Origin of the sequence: Limosilactobacillus mucosae DSM 13345 (genome assembly GCF_001436025.1) — a bacterium.
Taxonomy (GTDB): domain Bacteria; phylum Bacillota; class Bacilli; order Lactobacillales; family Lactobacillaceae; genus Limosilactobacillus; species Limosilactobacillus mucosae.
Genome location: NZ_AZEQ01000001.1, coordinates 1 through 22,052, shown reverse-complemented (window position 1 = coordinate 22,052; position 22,052 = coordinate 1). Strand labels below are relative to the sequence as shown.

At 47.6% G+C, this 22,052-nt stretch carries 17 protein-coding genes, 4 tRNA genes and 2 pseudogenes; all 23 read right to left on the bottom strand.

Annotated elements, in window-relative coordinates; genetic code table 11:
* Positions 1 to 13: 13 nt before the first annotated feature.
* The 23 genes and pseudogenes from FC47_RS00110 to FC47_RS00005 all read right to left on the bottom strand — a co-directional run bounded on the left by FC47_RS00110 (position 14) and on the right by FC47_RS00005 (position 22,001).
* Positions 14 to 877, bottom strand: a complete 864-nt coding sequence (locus tag FC47_RS00110) for an alpha/beta hydrolase (protein WP_048345388.1) — start codon at positions 875 to 877, stop codon at positions 14 to 16.
* Entirely contained in the window at positions 867 to 1,562 is a 696-nt protein-coding gene (locus FC47_RS00105) for a 2,3-bisphosphoglycerate-dependent phosphoglycerate mutase (protein WP_006500506.1), read from the bottom strand. Before FC47_RS00105 ends, FC47_RS00110 begins: the two co-directional genes overlap by 11 nt.
* A 182-nt stretch (positions 1,563 to 1,744) precedes the next feature.
* Entirely contained in the window at positions 1,745 to 2,698 is a 954-nt protein-coding gene (locus tag FC47_RS00100) for an AEC family transporter (protein ID WP_039945987.1), read from the bottom strand.
* A gap of 108 nt (positions 2,699 to 2,806) precedes the next feature.
* Positions 2,807 to 3,775 carry a beta-galactosidase small subunit gene (locus FC47_RS00095; protein ID WP_034541325.1) on the bottom strand — a complete coding sequence of 323 codons (969 nt, stop codon included), beginning with the start codon at positions 3,773 to 3,775 and terminating at the stop codon, positions 2,807 to 2,809.
* Positions 3,759 to 5,642, bottom strand: a complete 1,884-nt coding sequence (locus FC47_RS00090) for a glycoside hydrolase family 2 TIM barrel-domain containing protein (RefSeq protein WP_006500509.1) — start codon at positions 5,640 to 5,642, stop codon at positions 3,759 to 3,761. The genes FC47_RS00095 and FC47_RS00090 overlap by 17 nt, the downstream gene beginning before the upstream one ends.
* Positions 5,643 to 5,862: 220 nt before the next feature.
* Positions 5,863 to 5,948 (bottom strand) — tRNA-Leu (locus tag FC47_RS00085).
* A gap of 43 nt (positions 5,949 to 5,991) precedes the next feature.
* Positions 5,992 to 6,441 (bottom strand): SprT family protein, encoded by a 450-nt coding sequence (locus FC47_RS00080; RefSeq protein WP_056967554.1) that lies wholly within the window; start codon positions 6,439 to 6,441, stop codon positions 5,992 to 5,994.
* A 4-nt stretch (positions 6,442 to 6,445) separates the two neighbouring features.
* Positions 6,446 to 8,608 carry a Tex family protein gene (locus FC47_RS00075; protein WP_056967503.1) on the bottom strand — a complete coding sequence of 721 codons (2,163 nt, stop codon included), beginning with the start codon at positions 8,606 to 8,608 and terminating at the stop codon, positions 6,446 to 6,448.
* Positions 8,609 to 8,714: 106 nt separating this feature from the next.
* Positions 8,715 to 9,545, bottom strand: a complete 831-nt coding sequence (nadE, locus tag FC47_RS00070; RefSeq protein WP_006500512.1) for an ammonia-dependent NAD(+) synthetase — start codon at positions 9,543 to 9,545, stop codon at positions 8,715 to 8,717.
* Positions 9,546 to 9,570: 25 nt separating this feature from the next.
* Entirely contained in the window at positions 9,571 to 11,034 is a 1,464-nt protein-coding gene (locus tag FC47_RS00065; protein ID WP_056967502.1) for a nicotinate phosphoribosyltransferase, read from the bottom strand.
* Between the two features lie 11 nt (positions 11,035 to 11,045).
* Positions 11,046 to 11,747 carry a GntR family transcriptional regulator gene (locus FC47_RS00060; protein ID WP_033934264.1) on the bottom strand — a complete coding sequence of 234 codons (702 nt, stop codon included), beginning with the start codon at positions 11,745 to 11,747 and terminating at the stop codon, positions 11,046 to 11,048.
* A 142-nt stretch (positions 11,748 to 11,889) separates the two neighbouring features.
* Positions 11,890 to 12,606, bottom strand: coding sequence for an aspartate/glutamate racemase family protein (locus FC47_RS00055; protein ID WP_006500515.1), 717 nt, complete (start codon positions 12,604 to 12,606; stop codon positions 11,890 to 11,892).
* Between the two features lie 27 nt (positions 12,607 to 12,633).
* On the bottom strand, positions 12,634 to 14,286 hold the full coding sequence (locus FC47_RS00050; protein ID WP_056967501.1) for an aspartate-alanine antiporter-like transporter: 1,653 nt from the start codon (positions 14,284 to 14,286) through the stop codon (positions 12,634 to 12,636).
* 106 nt (positions 14,287 to 14,392) lie between these two features.
* Positions 14,393 to 15,742, bottom strand: a complete 1,350-nt coding sequence (locus FC47_RS00045) for an MFS transporter (protein ID WP_056967553.1) — start codon at positions 15,740 to 15,742, stop codon at positions 14,393 to 14,395.
* Positions 15,743 to 15,919: 177 nt separating this feature from the next.
* Positions 15,920 to 16,564, bottom strand: a complete 645-nt coding sequence (locus tag FC47_RS00040; protein WP_056967500.1) for a hypothetical protein — start codon at positions 16,562 to 16,564, stop codon at positions 15,920 to 15,922.
* A gap of 67 nt (positions 16,565 to 16,631) precedes the next feature.
* A tRNA-Gln gene (locus FC47_RS00035) sits at positions 16,632 to 16,703 on the bottom strand.
* 7 nt (positions 16,704 to 16,710) lie between these two features.
* A tRNA-Tyr gene (locus FC47_RS00030) sits at positions 16,711 to 16,791 on the bottom strand.
* Positions 16,792 to 16,879: 88 nt separating this feature from the next.
* The gene (locus tag FC47_RS00025) at positions 16,880 to 17,728 is read right to left on the bottom strand and encodes a metallophosphoesterase (protein WP_191978668.1); all 849 of its coding nucleotides are present in this window, start codon (positions 17,726 to 17,728) and stop codon (positions 16,880 to 16,882) included.
* Positions 17,729 to 17,817: 89 nt separating this feature from the next.
* Entirely contained in the window at positions 17,818 to 19,317 is a 1,500-nt protein-coding gene (locus FC47_RS00020) for a peptide MFS transporter (protein WP_033934259.1), read from the bottom strand.
* Between the two features lie 377 nt (positions 19,318 to 19,694).
* Positions 19,695 to 20,267, bottom strand: coding sequence for a TIGR01440 family protein (locus tag FC47_RS00015; RefSeq protein ID WP_006499660.1), 573 nt, complete (start codon positions 20,265 to 20,267; stop codon positions 19,695 to 19,697).
* Positions 20,268 to 20,377: 110 nt separating this feature from the next.
* Positions 20,378 to 21,382: pseudogene (locus FC47_RS00010) on the bottom strand (zinc-binding dehydrogenase).
* 16 nt (positions 21,383 to 21,398) lie between these two features.
* A pseudogene (locus FC47_RS10340) lies at positions 21,399 to 21,683 on the bottom strand (aldo/keto reductase); the annotation flags it as partial.
* A gap of 245 nt (positions 21,684 to 21,928) precedes the next feature.
* Positions 21,929 to 22,001: transfer RNA gene (locus FC47_RS00005), tRNA-Thr, on the bottom strand.
* Positions 22,002 to 22,052: the final 51 nt, after the last annotated feature.

Here is a 22,052-nt window from a genome sequence, read left to right as displayed (position 1 = left end):
ATGAGTTTTTTGTCTATTTAACGTTGCGATCCAGGAACTCGCGGGCAATGTCATAAATCTGCTGACTCCAGAAGTCGCGCTCATGAACGGCCCCTCGTACCCGGTAGGCCTCAACGGCAACATGATGTTTCTCCAATTCATGATACATGTCTTCCATTTCATGATATGGCACGGTCTTGTCGGCATCCCCGTGCATCAGCAGAAATGGCGGATATTGCTGATTATCCTTGACTTGATATAATGGGCTCATTTCCCGCTTGATGGCCGGCCATTTTGTTGGATCGGTACCAAACAGACAAAACTGCATGGCATCCGAGCCAGGCACGTTTTTGGAAAAAGCAAACGTATCAGCGACGTCCGTTGGGGCAAAACAGCTGATTACGGCATCAACGGCATCTGACTGATCAGCATAGTCAGCCGTCTCATAACGCGGATCATTCGGCGTCAGCGCGGTTAAAAGCGCAGCATTGGCCCCGGATGAGGTTCCCCAGATACCAACCCGATCAGGATCAATTTGATATTCAGCGGCATGGGCTCGCAGATAGCGAATCGCAGTCTTGACATCCTGTAAAAACGCAGGAAAGGCATGCCCATCCAAGGCGCTGCGATGCTGAACGGTTGCCACGATATAGCCGGCATGGACGAATTGGACTAATTGCGGAATCTTTTCACCTAAAGTCGGGGTCGTCCAAGAGCTGCCTTGAACAAAAACCAGCAGTGGTCGCTTGGTTTGCGGCAGATCCTTGTAGCGCTGCGTCCATGGTGCCAGAATCGACATTTTCTGTGCCTCGCCATCAGCTGCTGAATAGACGATATCTTCAATCAGTCTGACTTGACCGGCCAGTGTAGGATTGTTGGAGATTTCTTTAATTGACATGCTGTTCACCATCCGTAATAAATTTTTTCTCGATAATGTTTAAGTGATCGTCAAACCGGTATAAAATCGGCTCACCATTTGGCACCTCAACTTGATCAATCTGATCGTCAGCAATCGAATCCAGATATTTGATCAAGGCTCGCAGCGAACTGCCATGCGCAACGATCAGCTGATTTCTGCCATCCAGAAGTCGTGGGGCGATCTGATCTTGCCAATATGGCAACAACCGCTCCTGGGTCATCTTGAGGCTTTCGCTAAGCGGCACCTTTACTCCTAAACGGTCATAGCGTCGCTCGTGGGTACGTTTCTTAAGCATTGGCGGTCGTTTTAAAAAGCCGCGCCGCCACTGATGCAAAGTTGCCGCGCCGACCTCTTTTTTGACCGCGTCCTTGTTTAAGCCGCTTAAAGCTCCATAATGACGTTCATTCAGTCGCCAAGTCTTATGGATCGGCAGCCAGAGTTGATCGATTTTTTCCAGAATCAAGTTAGCCGTAATAATTGCCCGCTGCATGTAGGAAACATGGACGTCATCAAACTGCAAGCCTAATTTTGCCAATTGATCGCCAACCTGTTTGCCTTGCTGAATTCCCAATTTGGTGAGCGGTGCATCGCTCCATCCCGTAAAAACGTTATCCTTATTGGCCTGACTCTGACCATGCCTAACGATTACCAGTGTTGCCGTCATCAATAAACTTCCCCCTTATGCTGCTGCTTTAACTATAACGCAAATCACCGATCGAAACGACTAATCAGATCAATAAAACTTTTTCTTAAAGATAAACGTCAAACGGCCAGCTCGTCTGGATTCGACGACAGGCTGACCGCTCATTTCTTATTTATTGGAGATTCGGCAACTTTAACCATTAATTAGTGGACCAAGGTTTTAATTGCCACCATTAAAATTGGAATTACAATAATTGAAAGCGTGGTGGTCTCAGTTACCATAATTGCAGCATAGTTGTAGTCAGCATGATACATTCGCGAAACGACCGGCGCATTGGTCATGACCGGCATTGCTGCCTGCAGAATAAAGACCTGCTTCATCATCAGCGGCATGTTGCTCGGCAGCACCAAAATCGTCATCAGCAGCGGCGCCAATAAGAACCGGCCCAGCAAAATCCCCCAGGCATCGCGCGTAAAACGAATTCTTGACAGCCCGGCATTGGACAGCACGATGCCGATAAACAGCATTGACATCGGAATCGTTAAATTACCCAGATAAGCACAGGTACTGATGATGAATTTAGGCAGCCGGATATGCAAAGCTACCAGAACCACCGCCAGCATAAAGCCAAGCAGCGGTGGCGAGAACAGCTTGCCCAGCGCCTGCTTGAAATCAATCTTGGCTTCTTTCATACCGTCATGCTGAATCAGCCAAACACCCAGCGTCCAAAAGAAAGTCGTATTGGCCATGTAATAGACCAGCACGTATGGAACCGAACGCGCGCCAAACAAAGCCAGGTTGATCGGCAGCCCAATAAAAACCGTATTGGAATTAAAAAACATCGAACTGAACAGACCAATGTGGCTCTTTTTGATGGCCAATGCTCTAGCGACGGCAAACGACAATGCAAACAGGATCAGCATCGATAAAACCGGGTAGCGCAGATCCGGCAAAAGCGTCTTTAGCTCAGCCGCTGTAAATTTGGTTGTAATCGTACTGATCATGTAAGTCGGCAAGGCAACTTGGGTAACGATCTTTGAAATGGCCTTGGGTGAGTCGGGGGTAAACCAGTGGCGTTCATTCATAACAAATCCAGCTGCGATCATAATTAAGATGATCAATACTCCCGACAGACTTGACCAGAATATGCTTAACATATCTTTAGCCTCTCTCTAATGCAAATTAACATAATTAATTTTACACCCGCTGGCTGCTTTAAAAAATTAAAAATGGGAATTTTTTAATCAAATTCCCATTTTTTTAAACTATTCAATTGTTGCTGGCTCAATTTCAAAACTAAACTGATAGTCGCGATCAGCTGGCAGGTGATACTGCTCCTCAACGTCGGCACCCCAGCTGTCAATCCCGCCAACACCGCGTACGGCTCCCGCTACTACCAAAACAGTGCGACGTTTGAGCGGCAGTTCTTCAATGTGTGTTGCGTTTTCCAACTCTGAAGCGGTATATGGCAGCAGACTAAAGTTGAATGGCTGATCAGTTTGCTTGACAGTCAGCGCAAACGGCTGCTCGTCATGGTCGGCGTTATTTTGGGTTTGATTGCGGACAATTTTCAGCCGTGAGCTTTGCATGTGCATCCCCATTTCCTGTGGCGTTAAGTAAGGCGTTACCGGAACTCCATCAACATGCCAGGTTCCTTTGACTCCCCCCGCCATTCGATCGGGATAGGTTTCACCAGACAAGCCATCGTATTCAAACTCGGTGGCCAGCGTTGGCATAATCAGCCGCACACCAAAGACGGGTAGTTCTGGCAGCCCAGCCTGACCAAAGTAATGGGCTGCAATACGACATTTACCGCTGGCATCAATCGCATAGGCTACCTTGACCTGCGCTGTTGGATTGGTTGCTGTCTCGTAAGTAAACTCAATCTTAACCTGTTTTGCAAATTCATCATTGCTGAACTGATTGGTCAACGGCGCAATCGGCAGCTGATCAAAGTGACGGTCATCAACGGTCAGATCAATATTGATGCACTTAGGCGCCAAGTCTGCTCCCAGCCATTGGGCACTCTTAAAATTGAAGCCATTGCCGCGGTCATTATCGGTCGTTGCTCGCCAATAGGTTGGATAAAGCGGCCGATACAGCCATTCCTTACCGTTAAAACGCATTGACTCCAAACCGCCCTTTTCGTAGCTGAACAAATATTGGTAGTCCTGACCGTTCAGTCCCAACAGGCCATCATCATAAACGACGTGAATCTTATTTGTGCAGTCCATAGTAGTATCTTACCTCCTGCATTGCTGGCTTTGGCGTCCGGTCGGCAAACATCAGTCCATCACCGGAAAACTCATTGTCACTGTGGCGGTCATCAAAATCGCCACCATAGCGCATTACATCTTGACCGCTGATCTCATCGTGAACCAGCAGTGCCTGATCGATAAAGTCCCAGATAAATCCACCAACGTATTGCGGATACTTGTCGATCAATTCAATGTATGACCCCATGCCGCCATCTGAATTCCCCATGTCGTGCATGTACTCGCATTCAATAAACGGCTTGTCGGGGTTATTCTGCAGATATTCCTCAACCTTCTTTGGCGGCAGATACATCCAGCTTTCAAAATCAGAAATCCGATCGCGATAGGCTGGCGTGTGCACGACGCCTTCATAGTGAACCAGGCGGCTGTCGTCATGATCTTTGTAGAATTCTTGCATTGCTACCAGATTATCGCCGGCATATGATTCGTTGCCCAGCGACCAGAATAAAATCGCAGTATGGTTCTTAAAGGTTTCATAGTTGGTCCGGGCCCGATCAACTACAACTTCTCTCCATTGCGGGATGGAGCCTGGTACATTAAATGACGGCTCGTCTTGGCCCATTTTCTGCCAGGTTGCGTGGGTTTCCAGATTATTTTCGGCCATCATGTAGATCCCGTCTTGATCACACATGTAGTACCAAGGAATCTGGTCTGAATAATGACAGGTTCGTACGGCATTGATGTTGTTTTCTTTAAACGTGGCCATGTCCTGTTCCATGTCGGCCATCGTTACGCAGCGTCCCGTCCGGCAGTTCCATTCATGACGGTTGACGCCGTTGATGATCAAGCGCTGACCGTTGAGCAGAACCACGTGATCAGCATTGATTTCCACGCGTCGGAAGCCAAATCGATAAGGAACGACCTCTAAAAGCTGACCGCCTTGATCGCGCAGCTCGACAAACAATTGGTAGAGATAAGGATGATGATTGTCCCAGAGATGAGCATCCTTAACTTTAATGTCATGTACACCAACCCGTTCAGCAGCCGCTTTGCTTTCATCAACGATCAGATTGCCCTGTGCATCAAAGACTTTGATCAAAACCTGACCATCTTGTCCCTGCAGCTTTAGATCCACGTTAAAGATTCCGGTTTTAAAGTCATCCGTTACGCGCGGCTTAAGATCCAAGTCTTCCAAATGCAGCTTAGGCTGACCCAACAGCTTGACACTTCTAAAGATCCCTGAAAAGCGGAACATATCTTGGTCTTCCAGATAAGAAGCCGTGCTGTGCTTATATACGCGAACTGCCAAAATATTGTCCGTGTCCTTTAAATAAGGCGTCAGGTCAAACTCGCTGGGCGTAAAGCTGTCTTCAGCATAGCCAATGAAATGACCGTTCAGCCAGACATACATCGCGCGCTCAACCCCCTCAAACCGAACACGAACTTTTTTTCCGCGCAGTGATTCGTTTAGATCAAAGTGCTTAACGTATGAGCCATTGGTGTTATCAGTTCCCTGACTGAATGAGCCGGCCTGCAGATCATCAGGGCTCAAGGCATAGGCTGGGCGCCGATAGATCTTACCGGCCCATGGATACCAGATGTTGGTGTATTGGTTTTGGGCATAGCCGTTTAATTCGATCATGCTGGGAACCTTGATCAGATCCCATTTGCTGACATCATAGTCCGGTGCATAAAATTCCTTAATGCGGTTTTGCGGATCCTTGGCAAAGGCAAAGCGCCACTGACCATCCAAACTCTGGGTAAAGCTGCTGCTTTGCTGATCAGCTTCGGCATAATCAAGATACCATTGATGATCACTGTGGGCTGGCAGCTGATTGACCCGGAACGTCTGTGGATCATCCAGCCATTTTAAATCTGCTTGCATTAAAAAGCGCCTCCTCAAATCAAATTATTCTCTGTCTATTCAGTATAGCGCTTTCATGGATAATAAAACAGTGTTATTTCACTAAAAAATTTACTAAATTAATTGAAAAGCCACTGCAGACATAATTAAAAATCTGCTCAAAAAAAGTCCTCTCCTGTTTTTCAAGAGCGAACTTAAAAGCAATAAAAAAGCACCTGACTAACGCCAAGTGCAATAATAGTGCGGCAAAGAGGACTCGAACCTCCACGGTCTAAAACGACCACAAGATCCTTAATCTTGCGCGTCTGCCAATTCCGCCACTGCCGCATCAACAAATAACATTCTACCAGAAATGCTACTTGTTGGCAAACTATTTTTTGGTTAAAAGTTCAAAATGATCGCCACAGCGCCGACAGACAAACTGCTGCACGTCAAAGCGCCGCATGCGACCAATTCGAATGCCGCAGCCGCTGCATTGATAGATCCATTTAAATTGCTTCTCGGCTTGCCTAACTGCTGGAGCATAGCGAAGACCACCCACGCGTTTTAAAAGCGCCTTGAATTCAGAAGTATGATGACAGTCATGACCAGCTAGATGCAGATGATAGTGACAAAGCTCATGCAGTACAACGCCGCGCAGATTGGCCAGGTCAAAACTCTCATACATCAAGGGATTGATATCGATATGATGGTCTTTTAAATGATAGCGGCCGCCAGTCGTCTTCAAGCGGCGATTAAACCAGATCTGGTGCTTAAACGGCCGCTGAAAAGCCTGCTGCGACCAGATCTGAGTCAGCCTCTGCAGCTCTTCGTCAGTCATTTGGTTACTCATTGGGCTGAACCATCGTCAGCTGTACGCGCTGGCGCTTTAAGTCTACGCTCAGCACCCAGACGTCAACGATATCGCCAACTGCTACGACTTGACGCGGATCCTTAATAAAATTCCTGGTCAGATGCGAGACGTGAACTAATCCATCATGCTTGATGCCAACATCAACAAAGGCACCGAAATCCACAACGTTGCGAACCGTCCCCTGCAGCTGCATTCCCGGCTTTAGATCCTCAATCGTCAAAACGTCTTGACGCAAAAGCGGTGCTGGCAATGAGTCACGCAGATCTCGTCCTGGTTCGCAAAGCGAGGCAATAATATCTTTAAGCGTTGCCAAGCCGACTTTTTCACTGACGAACTGTTTAATATCCAACTGCCGCAGCTGCTGGGCAGCCATCGGTGAGCCAAGTTCACTAGCGATGCCGGCTGCCTGCAGCAACTGACGAGCAATTGCATAGCTTTCTGGGTGAATATCAGTGTTATCCAGCGGCTCATCGCCATCCACGATTCGCAAAAAGCCCACTGCCTGCTGGAAGGCTTTGGGTCCTAGGCGGGGAACCGATTTTAACTGCATGCGGCTGGTAAAACGGCCATTTTCATTGCGATACCGTACAATATTTTTTGCCAGCGTGGCGTTCAGCCCAGCAATGTGTGCCAGCAGCTGATAACTGGCCGTATTGAGATTAACGCCGACCCGATTGACGGCTCGCTCAACGACGGCATCCAGTTCAACTTTCAGCGCCGTTTTCGGCAGATCATGCTGATACTGACCAACGCCAATGGCTTCCGGACTGATCTTTACCAGCTCGGCCAATGGATCTTGGAGACGCCGGCCAATACTGATGGCACTGCGCTTTTCTACCGTCAGCTCTGGAAACTCGTCACGCGCGTCCTGACTGGCTGAATAGACTGATGCGCCAGATTCATTAACGATTACATAATAAACGGGACGCTTGATTTTTTTGATTGTCTGAGCCACAAAACGTTCTGACTCACGACTGGCCGTCCCATTACCGATTGCAATCATCTCAACCTGGTAGTCCTCAATCAGCTGCAGCAGCTGTCCTTCCGCCTGTTGACGCTGATTCTCTGGTGCCGGCTTGTGTGGGTAGATAACGGCCACTTTGAGCAGCTTGCCATTTGGATCCAGGACTGCCAGCTTGCAGCCCGTCCGATATGCCGGGTCAAATCCCAAAACCACCTTGCCCTTGATTGGCGCCTGCATCAGCAAATGATAGAGGTTTTCACCAAAAACCTTGATTGCCTGCTCATTGGCCTGCTCAGTCAGTTCGCGCCGCAATTCCCGCTCGATTGCTGGTCCCAAGAAACGCTTGTAGGCTTCGGCAGCCGCGTTTTTGACAAACTCAGCAGCGTTTTGAGCACTACTTTTTTTAACCAGCCGGAAATTTAGATAATTTTGGACGATCTGCTCATCGGCAAGAATCTTGACGCTTAAGATCTTAGCTTTTTCCCCACGATTAATGGCTAAGACACGATAGGAATTCATTGCGGATAAAGGGGCGGAAAAGTCATAATATTGCTGATAGACGCCCTCCGAATCAAGTTCCTGACCGCCTTTTTTAACCGTCGCGATCAGTTCGCCATGCTGCTTAGTATAGTTGCGCAGCCAAGCGCGAATCGTACTGCTTTCACTGATCGTTTCGGCCAGAATCTCATTGGCCCCCTCCAAGGCTGTCTGAACGTCAGGAACGTCTTGACTGATAAACTCAGCAGCCTTGCCGTCCAGATCATTTTCTTTAGCCATAAAGATCCAGTTGGCAAGCGGCTTCAGACCCTGTTCACGGGCAATCTGTGCCTTGGTACGGCGTTTTTTCTTATAAGGCAGGTACAGGTCTTCAACAACATTCAGTTCGGTAGCCGCTTCAATCTGCATTCTTAAAGCCGGCGTCAGCTTGCCTTGTTCCTCGATTGCTTTGATCACGGTCTGTTGACGATCGCGCAGATTCTTTACCCGATGCCACTGTTCTTGAATTCCCTGCAGCTGAACTTCATCCAGGCTGCCGGTTGCCTCTTTTCGATAACGAGCAATGAATGGAATCGTATTGCCCTCTTCCAAAAGGCTCAAGGCGGCTTCAATCTGCCGATCTCTTAATTCTGGCAGCTGCTGGCTCATTAATTTAAGATCATTTTTTTCCATAGCGATCCGTAACTCATTTCTTTTTTAATCTTTGTGCTGCATTAGTCGATTAACCATTATAGGGCCCAGCGTTCGGCAATGGCCGAGCCTGGGCCCTATATTAAGGCTAGTCTTTCCACCAGGTATCCAATGGACTGACTGGCAGGTGACGCTTGTGCTTGGTTTTAAGATACCAGCCCTCAATTTTGGCGGCTGCTTGATCGGAAACCGGCTTGCCTTCTAGATAGTCATCAATTGCTTGATAAGTAACGCCTAATGCCTTTTCATCAGGCAGGGCTGGCCGATCTTCTTCCAGATCAGCAGTCGGTGTCTTTTCATAAAGTACTCTTGGCGCCTTTAGATATTCCAAAAGCTGGCGTCCCTGGCGCTTATCCAGCTGTGACAGTGGCGTGATGTCAGCCCCGCCATCGCCAAATTTTGTGTAAAAGCCAGTAACTGCTTCAGCGGCATGATCGGTACCAACGACTGCCCCGCGGAACTCACCGGCAATTGCATACTGGGCAATCATTCGCTCCCGAGCCTTGACGTTGCCTTTGTTAAAGTCGCTGATCTGCAGCCCATTTTGTTCAACCGCAGCAACCATGGCATCAACGGCTGGCTTGATATTGACGCGCATGGTCTGATCAGGCTTGATGAATTCATTGATCGAAAGCATTGCATCAGCTTCATCGGCTTGTTCGCCATAAGGCAGCCGGACGGCAATAAAACGATAGGCATCGTCTGCAGTTTCTGCTCGCAGGCTTTCAACTGCCAACTGTGAAAGCCGTCCCGCCAAGCTTGAGTCCTGACCACCGGAGATGCCCAGCACCAGTGTTTTTAATCCGGTCTTCTTCAGATAGTCCTTTAAAAATTCAATGCGGCGCTTGACCTCGATTGCCGGATCAATTGATGGCGTTACAGCCAAGGTATTAATGATTTCTTCTTGCAGCTTGCGCATATTCTTTCCCTCTTTAGTCTAGATCCTAGTTCAAATGCTTAATGTATTCCTTAACGTCTTTGATGATTTTCATCTTATTGTCATAGCACTTTTGCGATAAGTCAACCGGATATACTTCTGGATTGAGGTTTCGCTTATATTCTTCCCACAGACGATCCAGATGCCGCTGGCGAGCCTGCCGAATCTCGTTCATGCTTGGCTCTTGGTAGACTTGCTGGCCATCGACGAAAATATCCTTTAAAAGCGGCCGAGCAATGAAGTCTTCAACCGTTTTATTCAGGAACGGATAGTTGGGGTCGAACATATAAAGCGAGTCTAGCTGACGCGGATCTTCATCAGCCAGCGTTACATAATCGCCCTCGCTTTTTTCGCTGCCTCGATCGGTGATTCGCCAAACCTGGTGCTTGCCAGGGGTCGACATCTTGGCGGCATTATTGGAAAGTTTGATCGTATCAACCATCTGGCCATGATCATCTTCTAAGGAAACCATCTTATAGACTGCTCCCAATGTTGGCTGATCATAACTGGTAATCAGCTTGGTGCCGATTCCCCAAACGTCGATCTTGGCACCCTGCCGCTGCAGGTCCATAATCGTTCGTTCATCCAGATTATTGGAAGCAAAGATCTTGGCGTTGGGATAGCCGGCTTCATCCAGCATCTGCCGTACTTTTTTAGAGAGGTAGGCCATATCGCCAGAATCAATTCGGACACCCTGGAAATTGATGGCATCCCCAAACTCATCAGCGACTTTGATTGCATTAGGAACCCCGCTTTTAAGCGTATCAAAGGTATCAACCAAGAAAACACAGTCATGATGGGTCTGCGCGTAGGCCTTAAAAGCATCATAATCATTGCGGTATGCCTGCACGAGCGCGTGAGCATGCGTACCAGATACCGGGATGCCGAACAGTTTGCCAGCCCTTAGATTGCTGGTAGCATCGAATCCGCCAATATAAGCAGCCCGCGTGCCCCAGATTGCCGCGTCAAATTCCTGCGCCCGCCGCGAGCCAAATTCCATCACTGGCTGATCGCCAACGATTGACTTGATTCGAGAAGCCTTGGTGGCAATCATGATTTGATAATTAATAATATTGAGCAGTGCTGTTTCTACCAGCTGGCATTCCAAAAGCGTGCCCTCAACTTGAATGATCGGTTCATGACTATATACCAGATCACCTTCAACCGCACTGCGCAGCGTTCCCTTAAATCTAAAGCCACGCAGATATTCAATAAATTCGGGATCAAACTGCTGCGTCGACTTGAGGTATTCAATATCAGAATCTGAAAAATGCAGAGCGTTCAGATAGCGAATGATATGGCTCAAACCAGCAAAAACTGCGTAGCCATTTCCAAACGGCATCTTACGGAAAAAGGCCTCAAAAACCACGTGACGATTGGCAATGCCTTTTTGCCAATAGGTCTGCATCATCGTCAGCTGGTAGGCATCGGTATGCAGAGCGATACTGTCATCTGGATAATCAAACTTCATATAAACTCCTTTTATTTTTCCAACACGAATTCAAAGCGACTGCCGACATATTGAGTATGGACATATTCAAAAGGCCGGCCATCCTGCAGATAGGAAAGCTGAATCAAATGCAGCAGCGCGTCACCACGCCGAATCCGCAAATACTCAGCAATCTTTTCAGTAGCGCTGATTGCCGAAACCCATTGCACGGCATGACCAGGATAAAGGTTGGCCTTTTTTTCCAAGGTGCGGTAAAACGATGAGGTGATCTCGGTTTTGCTGAAGTTTTCCACCAGTTTTGCCGGAACGGTCGCAACCTCATAACAGATTGGAATCTCATTGCCATAACGAATGCGCTCCATTCGCAAAACGCGCTCATCTGGTTCTAATTTAAGCCGTTCGATTTCACTTTGCGAAGGCGTTGTTAAATGATAGGAAATCGTTTTACTGGAAGGTTTTTTCCCAGCAGCAATCATCAATTCAGTAAAGCTGGTTACCCCGGCCATCTTATCTTGGACCTTCCGGCTGGCGACAAAGGTTCCTGAACCAACTCGCCGTTCCAAGACCCCTTCATCAACCAGCGTTTGAATAGCCTGGCGCAGCGTCATGCGGCTGACGCCAAATTCAGCTGCCAATTCACGTTCAGCTGGAATTTTTTGTCCAACCTTCCAATGACCATTTTCAATATTTTCACGTAATTGATTATGAATTTGAATATATACCGGTGATCCCATATCTTTTCCTCTTTTCAGACCATTCATTCACGGTTTATTTTTTTTATTTTAACACGAATATAAGTTAGCCTAGACCAATTTAGCATTAAATCTTGGAACGAAAATAAAACGACAGCCATTTTGCATGGACTGTCGTTTTAGCTTATTGATTACCGTTGCGAATTGCCAAAGCTCGCGCCAACGAACGATTGACAATGATCGACTGTGAATCGGCAACGGGAAATTCCGTTTCTGGATTCATTTCGTTGGCATAGGAAAGCTCGGTACATCCTAAGATTACTACATCGCACTTTTGATCCTCAATCATCGTCCGGACCAATTCATGGAACTTCTTGCCATCTGAATGACCAGCTTCTTTAATATCATGGTAGATCAGATCTTCTGTAGCGTCCAAAATTGCTGGCGTGGGCTTGACCTCTTCATAGCCGGCATTTTGAATGTAAGAATCGTACAGACCAGACGCAATCGTGCCCCGCGTGGCCAATACTCCAACTCGCTTGGCATGTGGTGCGATGTTTTTGATCTCATTAACCGTTTCCTGCAGCATGTTTAGAATCGGAATTGAAGTTGCTGCCTGCAAGCGGTCGAAAGCATAGTGAGCCGTATTGCAGATCAAGACAAAAAATTCTGGTTTTAGAGGCGTAATCTGTTGGATATCTTCAATTAAGAGCGGATTATAGTCAGGCTTTTGGTGATCCAAAATCCATTCCGTTCGATCGGGAACCGTTGCATGATTCAAAACGATGTAATCAAGATAATCCTGGTCGCGGTGCGTTGGCGTACGCTCATCCAGCAGTCGACAATAGCTTTCGGTTGCCAGCGTACCCATGCCGCCTAAAACGGTAAAGAACTGTTTCATAAAAATCAACCTTTCTGATAATGACCATCATGACAAAATTGCCACAAACAAAGGTCCCAATAACGTAATACCTATATTACCAACAACAAATGCCGGCGTAAATGCAGAAGCAAGGTAAGCCCCACCTTCTAGACCCGCTTGCTCAGCCAGATCATTCATTGCGGCTGCTACGGTTCCCGAACCACACAGCGCTCCTAATAAGGCCAAGGGCTCAACGCGCAGTACAAGCCTGCCAAACAGCAAGGTCAACAGATGTGGGGCCACTGAGACCAAAGCACCAATCAGCAGAATCCCAAACCCCAGTGACTTAATCGCACCAGTAAAAGCTTGAGCCGACTCCAGACCAACGCTGCCGACAAAAACAGTCAAGCCAAAGCTCTGCCAAAAAGAAGTTACCGTTGCCGGAATCGAGCGACATTCATGATGCCGATCAATCCAGCTGCTGAGCAAAAGCCCCATGATCAAGGCTGCCGTGCCGTTGCCAAGCTGCAGCGGCATGCCATTGACCTTGATCCCGACCAGACCCAAAAGCGAGGCCCCAGCAATTCCCAAAGAGAACACCGTATAGTTGATGGCCTGTTCACTGGTATGCCAACGTCCAATCTGTTTTAGCAATGGTGCTGATTTGCTGGTATTACCAGTCAATGAGATTACATCGCCTGGTTTTAGCTGATTGATCAGATGCTCTTGACCACTTAATGGATCATGAATGTTTACAAAGACCCCATTTTGCCGAATCCTGGCCAAAGTGCTGGGATCAAAGTTTTTGCCAAGGACAAATTTTCGTTCGCGCGGGGCATTGGTTGGCGTTAAAACCTCCGTCAACCCGGTAATTCCCGTCAAATCATCAAAATGCAGCGCATAGCCAATCAAAGTCAGGCGATCACCTGCCTGCAGAACATATTCCAGCTTGTCGGTCATGCGATCCTGATGAAAGGCCGCCAGCGCAATCAAGCGTAAATCAAAGAACTCATTAATCTCACGAATCTTTTTGCCAACCAGCGGCGACTCAGCAGCCAGCCGGTAGGTTCGACGCCAGGTCGGATCAGGAGCGGGCGCGTGAAAGTGGTATTTTCTGGCCATCCGATCTCCCTGCTTGGGAACATCGATTTTTAGCAGACGCGGCGCAACATCGCGCAGCAAGATAATTACGCCCAGCGTGCCAAAGACATAGGTCAGCGCATAGGCAACCGGCAGCTGAGCTTCATAAGACAGCCGCAGCGTCTTGGTGATCGGCAGATTCTCCAAGGCCTGCAGCGAACTGGCAACCGTAGCCGACTGCGTCAATGAACCGGCAATCGTTCCGGCAGCCACGCCTGGTCCCAGATGAAACAGGACAAAACAGCCCCACGAGGTCAGAAAAGCGGCCAACAGCCAAAACAGACTCACGGCAATCATCCGTCCACCAAACAGCTTCATACTGACCAAAAAAGATGGGCCGATCCGATAGCCGATTGAAAACATGAAGGCGCCAAAAAAGATCGTTCCCAACATCTTATCACGCGGAAAGCTCCCAGCCTGACCGACCACCAATGCTACCGCCAGCGTGCCCACGGTTGAGCCAAGCGTAAAATTGGTCCCAAACAGTTTGATATTTCCCAGGACATAACCGAGCGCCAGACAGATAAACAATGTAAAAATCTGCTGGTCAACCAAAAAATGCTGTATCTGCGCAATCATGGCAATTTTTCTTCTTTCTGGCAAGCTTTTGCCGATTTAAGTATCAAATAAAATTATATCATTTTGATGATCATCAAGCGAACGGCTTGATTATTTTATTGACGCATCATTTAGCAGCCGTATTCTTCAATTGCTGCTGGCGGGAAAAATTAAGCCAGACCGCGACCAAGACGCTGAATGCCAAGATCACCAGCAGCCAAAAATCCAGGCGGCTGCCTTTAAACGTTCTCAGCGCCATTGATCCTTGCCCTTGGTTTTGACTGAGCGCAATCAGGGCAGTCATGATGCCAACGCCTAATGAACCAGCAAACTGCTGCGTCATATTAAAGATTGAATTAACGTCGGTTGATTTTTCCTTTGCCACCAAGGTCGAGGCATTGGCAATCGTATTAGAAAAGGCCGCGTTAAAGCCCAGCCGCATTGCGATGAAAAGTACTATTACGGATAGTGGCGTCAGCTGAGACTGGAAGACCAGCAGTCCAGTCGTTCCTAAAACGATCAAAACGCTGCCCAGACGAGTCGGCAGACCATAGCCATAACGATCTGCCAAAAAGCCGGACAACGGTGCCATCACCGCCCCTAAAAGCGATCCTGGCAATAGAACCATTCCAGCAGTCAGTGATGAGGCATGCAAAACATACTCACAATAGATCGGCAGTGCCAATGATGCACCGATGTTGATGAACTGCAGACTGAAATAGGTCCATTCCGAAAGGCGCACAGACGATTGCGCAAAGACGCCCAGATCAAACAAACGTGTTTTACCATGCTGATTTAGCCAAACAAAACCGCCAAATAGAATCAAGCCCAGCAATAAGAGCAGCCAGCATGAACTCGTCCAGCCTGATTTGCCAAACCTAGCAACGCCAGTGACGATGCTAAACAGACTGCCGGCCAGCAAAAACAGAGCCCAAAAACTGAACGGCTGTGAATTACCAAACGGCTGGTTGCGAATCGTCAATTGACCAGCAATCAGACTTAACAGTGCCAGCGGCAGAATCAGCCAGAAAATAACGCGCCAAGATCCAGCTGCCAGCACGGCGCCGCCATATGTCGGACCCAAAGCCGGCGCCAACGAAATCACCATTCCCGCTACGCCATTCATTACACCTAAGCGCTCACGCGGGATCTGAGTAAAAATCAAAAAGAACATCATGGGCGTTGAAAAGCCCGTCGCAATTGCCTGAATCAACCGCCCAGCTAAAAGCATTGGAAAATTGACGGCCAACGCGCAGATCAGATCACCAATCACAAATGCCGAAACTGCCGCCAGATGCAGCCAGCGCGCTGCCCACTGCCTTAAGCAATAAGCCGTAGTTCCCATTACGATCGTCACCATCAGCAGATAGCCGCCGGTAATCCACTGAACGACATCAAGCGAGACGCCAAATTCCTTGGCTAAGACCGGATAAGTAACGTTCATCGAGGTCTCGTTCAAAACACCAATAAAAGTCATTAAGGCCACTGAAAAAATGGCCCAGTATGGATGCCTGCCGTGCAAAAAAATTCCTCCTAAAACTTAAAAAGCACGCAAAAAGGGCTATGGCAATCAGCTCCGCCACAGCCCTCTATTAACTTACTTAAAGTTAGTATTATTATAAATCAAATTAAGCCAGAATGCACGTTTTTATTTTCACAATGCTGTCAAATCTCGCAGCCACTGTCTGGTTGTTTCATCGAGTTCTTCATCAATCGAAAAAGCAAACGGCGCCAGCAATTGGCGAACCTTTTGCCAGTTCAGATGCGTTTCCTGGTACAAATCGGCCATCAGCAGCCCACTCAGCTGATTAATCTTAGCTGCCTCAGCCTGGCCCTGTCCCAACAGCATTGCAGCCGCCGTTTTTTGAGTCAGCGCCTGTCCTAACATGCGTTCCAGCTCAGTCTGACTCAGCAACTGCCTGATCAAGATACGCTGACTGAGCGGAACGGCTGGGACCTCTTTTTGCAGAAATTTTTGCAGCACTGGCCAAAAATCGCTGATCTGCCAGAAAAACTGCCATGGCGTCTTGGCATTAAGCTCGACAATCAATTCAGCCATCAGATCAGCCAACCGACCATCCCGATTCCGCAAACGCGGTGCAATCTCTTGCAACAATCGCTGTGCCGACTCACGCTGAACGCTTGGCAGTTTCTTTTTAATCGTCAAGGCAAAACGAACCGTTAAAAAATCCGTCAGCTGCGTTTCATCAATCACGGCTCCTTGATCATGACGCTTAACCTTAAAATCATTCAGTTTTTTTTGGCGAACCGATTTGGCAAACTGTCCTTGTTTTGGCATCTTAACCCTCTTTTCAAAAAATAAAAAAGCGTACAAAAAAAGCACCGCCAGCGCGATGCTTCATCAGTTGGGCTAGCTGGGTTCGAACCAGCGCATGACGGTACCAAAAACCGTTGCCTTACCACTTGGCTATAGCCCAATAATAATGGAGGAGGGTGGATTCGAACCGCCGAACCCGAAGGAACGGTTTTACAGACCGTCGCGTTTAGCCACTTCGCTACTCCTCCATAAGAGCTTAACTGTTATTGAAAACAATCAGTAACAATCAACAATAAATATAATAACTAATTTAGCCAATAAAAGCAAGCCCTTTTTTTAATTATTTAGCTCGATTATTTTCAAACGATGTTCCCATTGCTCCGCAAACTTATTATACTGCCACTCAGTTCGTTTAGCTTTCTTGACGCCAACTGCTTGATTAAGATAAACCAGATGGGCCGCTTTTAGTGGATCATGAATACCATGCAGATGACCATAAAAGACGTATTTTACGTGTGGGGCCTTTTCCAGCAGTCTGCCTAAACGCTCACTACCCATCATTGCATTGATCATCTGGTAGGTTTTCAACTGTCTTTGACTTTGGACAAATGACGGTTTGGGACTCAGCAAAGCCTTTCTTGGTGCGAAGTGAGTTAAAAAAATCACTTTTTTGCCCGCCGCCTGAGCCATTGTCAGCTGCTGTTCAACCTGATTCAGCACCAGTCCCATTCTTTGCGGGTCAGACATGGGCTGTTTGATGGCGGCATCAACCCAGTAGACCTTTTTCCATTGGGCTACTCGCTGCGGCTGCTGAGCGTAGTCAGAAAATGAATAGTCATACCAGCCGTTATTACCGATTAAGCGCCAGTCCGTCCCCGGCAGATCAACATATTGATTGTGCAGGTACATTGGATCCGCCAGGTGCTCAACGTCTTGGTATGACGCGTGCGACAGCATATCATGATTTCCCAGGACATAATAGATCTGAACTCGTTCGCCAACCAAGCGCTGTAAAGCAGCAAAATAGCGCCGCGTTCGTCCAAAATTATTGTAAAGATCACCGGCATATAGATAGTAGTCGATATCATGCCTTAACAGCCAACTTGCTTGAATGTGCAAGGCTCGCGTTGACATGATTCGGTTGACATCCAGGTGATTATCGCTGCTGACTGCCAGCTTAATCATTCTCAATCCCCCCTTGAAAGTAAGGATAACATAATCCCGATGAATTAAAAAACGTCCGCGAAATAAATCACGAACGTTAATTGATTTTATTAGTCAACGCCTTCCATCAAGCCGTGAATTCGCTTAACAAAGAAGCAAAGCACGATCCCAAAGACGATCGCTACACCACCAACGATCAGGAAGTATTGAATTTCCGTACCTGGCGTGTAGAACTTAACAATTTGCGCATTGACGGCTTGACCGGCAGAATCGGCCAAGAACCACATACTCATCATTTGTGAACGGAACGCAACTGGTGCCAGCTTAGTCGTGATTGACAGACCAATTGGCGAGATCAGCATTTCGGCGATTTCACAGATAAACCATGAGCCGACCAGCCAGAATGGACTGACCCGCCCAGAAGTCGTACCGTGAATCAAGCCAGGCAGTGCCATCCAGACAAATGAAAGACCAACGATAACCAGACCGGCAGCAAACTTGCCAGGAGCACTTGGCTGGTTCTTCCAGTGACTCCACAGGTGAACGAAGAATGGCGTCAGAATCATGATAAACAGCGGGTTCAGCGTCTGGAAGTTGGCAGCAGCAAAGTGCCAGCCCCCAATGTGCAGAACCGTCCGTTGAGCAGCAAACAGTGCCAGCACAACCGAACCAGATTCTTCAATTGCCCAGAAGATTGCCGCAGCGATAAACAGCGGAATGTAGGCTACAACCCGTGATTTTTCGACCTTGGTAACCTTCTTGGAGTTGAGCATCATGATAAAGTAGATGATTGGCAAAGCAATCGCAATAACCGTAATCAAATTGATGATGCTGTTGATGTTTAACTGACCCATGGCTCCCATCAGACCGAGGATGATTGCCAAGACAACTACGGCAACGATCGTCCAGTTGATGATTGGCTTAAGATCTTCTTTGTCGATTGGGTCATCTGGGTAGAGGCTGTCTTTTGACAGATACTTCTTACCATCAATGTAGTATTGCAGCAAGCCAAAGAACATCCCGATCGCAGCCAGTGAGAAACCAGCATGGAAGTTCATTTCGTTGCCAAACAGGTGCAGGCCAAAACCGTTGGCAGCCCAAGGAACTGCGATTGGTGAAATGGCTGCCCCAAAGTTGATCCCGAAGACGAACATTGAGAACCCGGCATCCCGGCGCCGGTCTTCTTCACTGTACAGGCCACCGACCATTTCAGAAACGTTTGGCTTCAAAAGCCCAGTCCCGATAACGATCAAAATAATTGAAGCATAAAGTGCCGTCGTCCCAGCAGGCAATGACAGAGCAATATGACCAAACATGATCAAAACCCCACCAATAAAGACGGTCTTTCTTGGCCCCCAAAGTCGGTCAGAAAGCCAGCCGCCGATCACCCCAGAAAGATATACCAGCGAACCATAGATTGACATGATCGAAGCAGCCGTTGCCTGGTCCATGCCCAAACCGCCTTTGCTGACGGCGTAGTACATGTAGAACAGCAGGATGGCACGCATCCCGTAGTAACTGAACCGTTCCCACATTTCAGTGAAGAACAGCGTAGCCAGTCCTCTTGGCTGCCCGAAGAAGGACGTGTCTAATTGTTTTTGCTTATCCATTCCATTTCCTCCAAATTTTGATTGAATCTAATAAAAGCTCAGTCAAATTATTGAAAAAGTCAAAAGATTAAAGGAAAGTAACAATTTCCTTAAAATAACGTTTACTATTATATACTGTTTATCTTCATTCCGTCAAACTAAGTGCCGGTATTCCAAGAGGTAAATCGTGATATCAAGGCATTTTGGAATCGTTTGCGCACCATCTTAAAAAGTAATAAATGTTCACAAAATTTTAAAATTGAATGCTAATCTATACTGTTAGTTAATAAAATTATCATTAAAGACAATTGTAAGCGATAACAATTATCTGTTGAGATTTTAACTAAAAAAAGTGCTTAAAATCATGCACATGCACAATTTTAAACACTTGTCTTGTTTTATTTTTCGTTGAAAGGATCCCATTCATATTTTGCTCGTGGCCCACCAATGTATTTTGGCCGTGTGCGCAGATAAGTCACGTGGGCCTGACCGATTTCCTTAACTGATGTGCGAACTGGCACTTGAACAAATTTGACGTGCATGCCGATAAACGTATCACCGATATCCATGCCAGCATTGGCAACGACATGTTCGACCTCAACGGGATCAGTAAAGTTTTCAAAGGCGGCAATCTGACCGGCGCCACCGGCATTGATCTGGGGAAAGACACTGACGATCTCGAGTCCTTTAGCCTTGGCAACCGCTTTTTCAACCACCAGCGCTCGGTTTAAATGCTCGCATCCCTGTACGGCCAAATGAACGCCCAACGGTTTTAAAGTCTCAATAATCGTTTTGACGATCGTCCGGCCAATTTCAATGTTGGAATGCTTGCCGATCATCTTGCCTTGAACCTCACTGGTACTCAAGCCCAAAACGAACAGATCATCCGGTTCCAGATGGGCCTGTTCGAGCAGCTCACTGAGTCCCTTTTTCGTTAGCAAGCGAATCTCTTCAATATCCACATCGCTCATGTTTTTCGCCTCTCTTATGTCTTTTAAGTGATTATATCATCAAATTTTAATTGTGCTTAAGAAAGACCACCAATAATGTTTAAGACATAGTCAAGACGGCAAACCAACGACTAATCGATTACCAGCAGCGATTTGATGGCCTGGCGCTGATCCATTGCTGCATAGGCATCAGCAGCGTGATCAAGGTCAAAGCTCTTGGTAAAGACCTTACCTGGGTTAATCTTCCCATCCAAAACTGCCTTAAGCAGCAGTTCCTTATCCGGCTTGGTAACCGAGGCAATTCCGCCACGCAGACCGATGTTTTTCCAGAACAGCTGGTTGGATTTTGGTTCAGCATGCGGTACGCCGACGCGACCAATCACTGCTCCCGGTCGTGCAATCTGGCCAGCCTGATCAATGGCCCCAGCCGCGCCAACACATTCCAACACAGCGTCAACACCGGCATTTTCTTTAGTCAGAGCCAATACCTGCTGAACGGCAGCGGCACCTTTTTGGGCAACAATGTCAGTAGCACCAAATTCTCGGCCTAAAGCTGCTCGATCTTCGTGGTGGCTGAGCAGGATAATCTTTTCCGCGCCCAACAGCTTGGCACCGATTACGCCACACAGGCCAACCGCGCCATCACCAATCACTGTAACCATATCGCCTGGCTTGATCTCAGCATTTTTGGCTGCATGAAAGCCGGTCGCCATAACGTCAGAAAGCGTCTGCAGCGAGGCCAGCTGCTCATCCGTGTAGTCGGCTGGCGCACCAGGAATCTTTACCAGTCCGGAGTCCGCTGGTTCATATTTCATGAATTCTGCTTGATAGCCGCCGTTAGATCCCGGCTTTTGATTCAGACAGTTACCTTCAAAGCCGTTCAAACAGGCCACGCAATGTCTTCAGCCATGAGTAAACGGTACGATTACAAAGTCGCCCGCTTTAATCTGGCTGACGTCTGCACTCGCCTGTTCAACAACCCCGATCGCCTCATGACCAACCAGCGTATTGGCTTCTCGTTTGGCAATGCCGCGGTACCACCACAGATCAGAACCACAGACACTTGCTCGAACGACACGAATGATAGCTTGGTTTTCACCATCGATTTCTGGCTTGGCAGTTTCTTGGACCTCAATTTCTCCTTAAACTGGGTTAGTCGCGTAATGCTTTCATGCTTTGGCCAAAAATACTTTCAATTGCGGCTGGATCGCGGTGATCAAAAAACTGACTCTCATTTTTGTCCAAACTGCTCATCAGCTGCATGTCGGCCTCACTCAGCTCAAAATCAAAGACATCAATGTTTTCACGCATCCGAGCTTTGTGAACCGATTTAGGAATTACCACGATACCACGCTGCAGCAGCCAGCGTAAAATAATCTGCCCATTGGACTTGCCATACTTTTCACCAATCGATGCAATGGTTTCATTGGTACCTATCTAAAAAGCGAGCGTCGCACCGTCCAGCCACTGTTAAAAGCGATGAGTCAAGCCTGGCCAAAATGAAAAGCTCCGTATCTCGGACATCAGCCCAGTACGGAGCTTTTCAGTTACAACTAGCAGATTCGAGTTTTTCTTGTCAAAACGTGTGCAGCGCCTTTTTGCAACAAACAAAAACAAAGCTTGATATACCGACGAAAAACGTTGATAAATCAAGCTTTGTAACATTTAACGAATGTTTATTATGCCAACTATAGGAGTCGAACCTACGACCTTCTCTTTACGAGGGAGATGCTCTACCAGCTGAGCTAAGTTGGCAAAAGAAATACCGATCAGTATTTCAATGACTCCGGCAGTCAGACTCGAACT

Excerpts from the sequence above, each read along its gene's own strand:
- FC47_RS00055 (WP_006500515.1), bottom strand. The coding sequence starts at position 12,606 with ATGAAACAGTTCTTTACCGTTTTAGGCGGCATGGGTACGCTGGCAACC.
- FC47_RS00065 (WP_056967502.1), bottom strand. The coding sequence starts at position 11,034 with ATGAAGTTTGATTATCCAGATGACAGTATCGCTCTGCATACCGATGCC.
- FC47_RS00105 (WP_006500506.1), bottom strand. The coding sequence starts at position 1,562 with ATGACGGCAACACTGGTAATCGTTAGGCATGGTCAGAGTCAGGCCAAT.
- FC47_RS00045 (WP_056967553.1), bottom strand. The coding sequence starts at position 15,742 with ATGACTTTTATTGGTGTTTTGAACGAGACCTCGATGAACGTTACTTAT.
- FC47_RS00100 (WP_039945987.1), bottom strand. The coding sequence starts at position 2,698 with ATGTTAAGCATATTCTGGTCAAGTCTGTCGGGAGTATTGATCATCTTA.
- FC47_RS00090 (WP_006500509.1), bottom strand. The coding sequence starts at position 5,642 with ATGCAAGCAGATTTAAAATGGCTGGATGATCCACAGACGTTCCGGGTC.
- FC47_RS00080 (WP_056967554.1), bottom strand. The coding sequence starts at position 6,441 with ATGACTGACGAAGAGCTGCAGAGGCTGACTCAGATCTGGTCGCAGCAG.
- FC47_RS00020 (WP_033934259.1), bottom strand. The coding sequence starts at position 19,317 with ATGGATAAGCAAAAACAATTAGACACGTCCTTCTTCGGGCAGCCAAGA.
- FC47_RS00095 (WP_034541325.1), bottom strand. The coding sequence starts at position 3,775 with ATGGACTGCACAAATAAGATTCACGTCGTTTATGATGATGGCCTGTTG.
- nadE (WP_006500512.1), bottom strand. The coding sequence starts at position 9,545 with ATGCGCAAGCTGCAAGAAGAAATCATTAATACCTTGGCTGTAACGCCA.
- FC47_RS00110 (WP_048345388.1), bottom strand. The coding sequence starts at position 877 with ATGTCAATTAAAGAAATCTCCAACAATCCTACACTGGCCGGTCAAGTC.
- FC47_RS00050 (WP_056967501.1), bottom strand. The coding sequence starts at position 14,286 with ATGATTGCGCAGATACAGCATTTTTTGGTTGACCAGCAGATTTTTACA.
- FC47_RS00025 (WP_191978668.1), bottom strand. The coding sequence starts at position 17,728 with ATGATTAAGCTGGCAGTCAGCAGCGATAATCACCTGGATGTCAACCGA.
- FC47_RS00015 (WP_006499660.1), bottom strand. The coding sequence starts at position 20,267 with ATGAGCGATGTGGATATTGAAGAGATTCGCTTGCTAACGAAAAAGGGA.
- FC47_RS00040 (WP_056967500.1), bottom strand. The coding sequence starts at position 16,564 with ATGCCAAAACAAGGACAGTTTGCCAAATCGGTTCGCCAAAAAAAACTG.
- FC47_RS00060 (WP_033934264.1), bottom strand. The coding sequence starts at position 11,747 with ATGGGATCACCGGTATATATTCAAATTCATAATCAATTACGTGAAAAT.
- FC47_RS00075 (WP_056967503.1), bottom strand. The coding sequence starts at position 8,608 with ATGGAAAAAAATGATCTTAAATTAATGAGCCAGCAGCTGCCAGAATTA.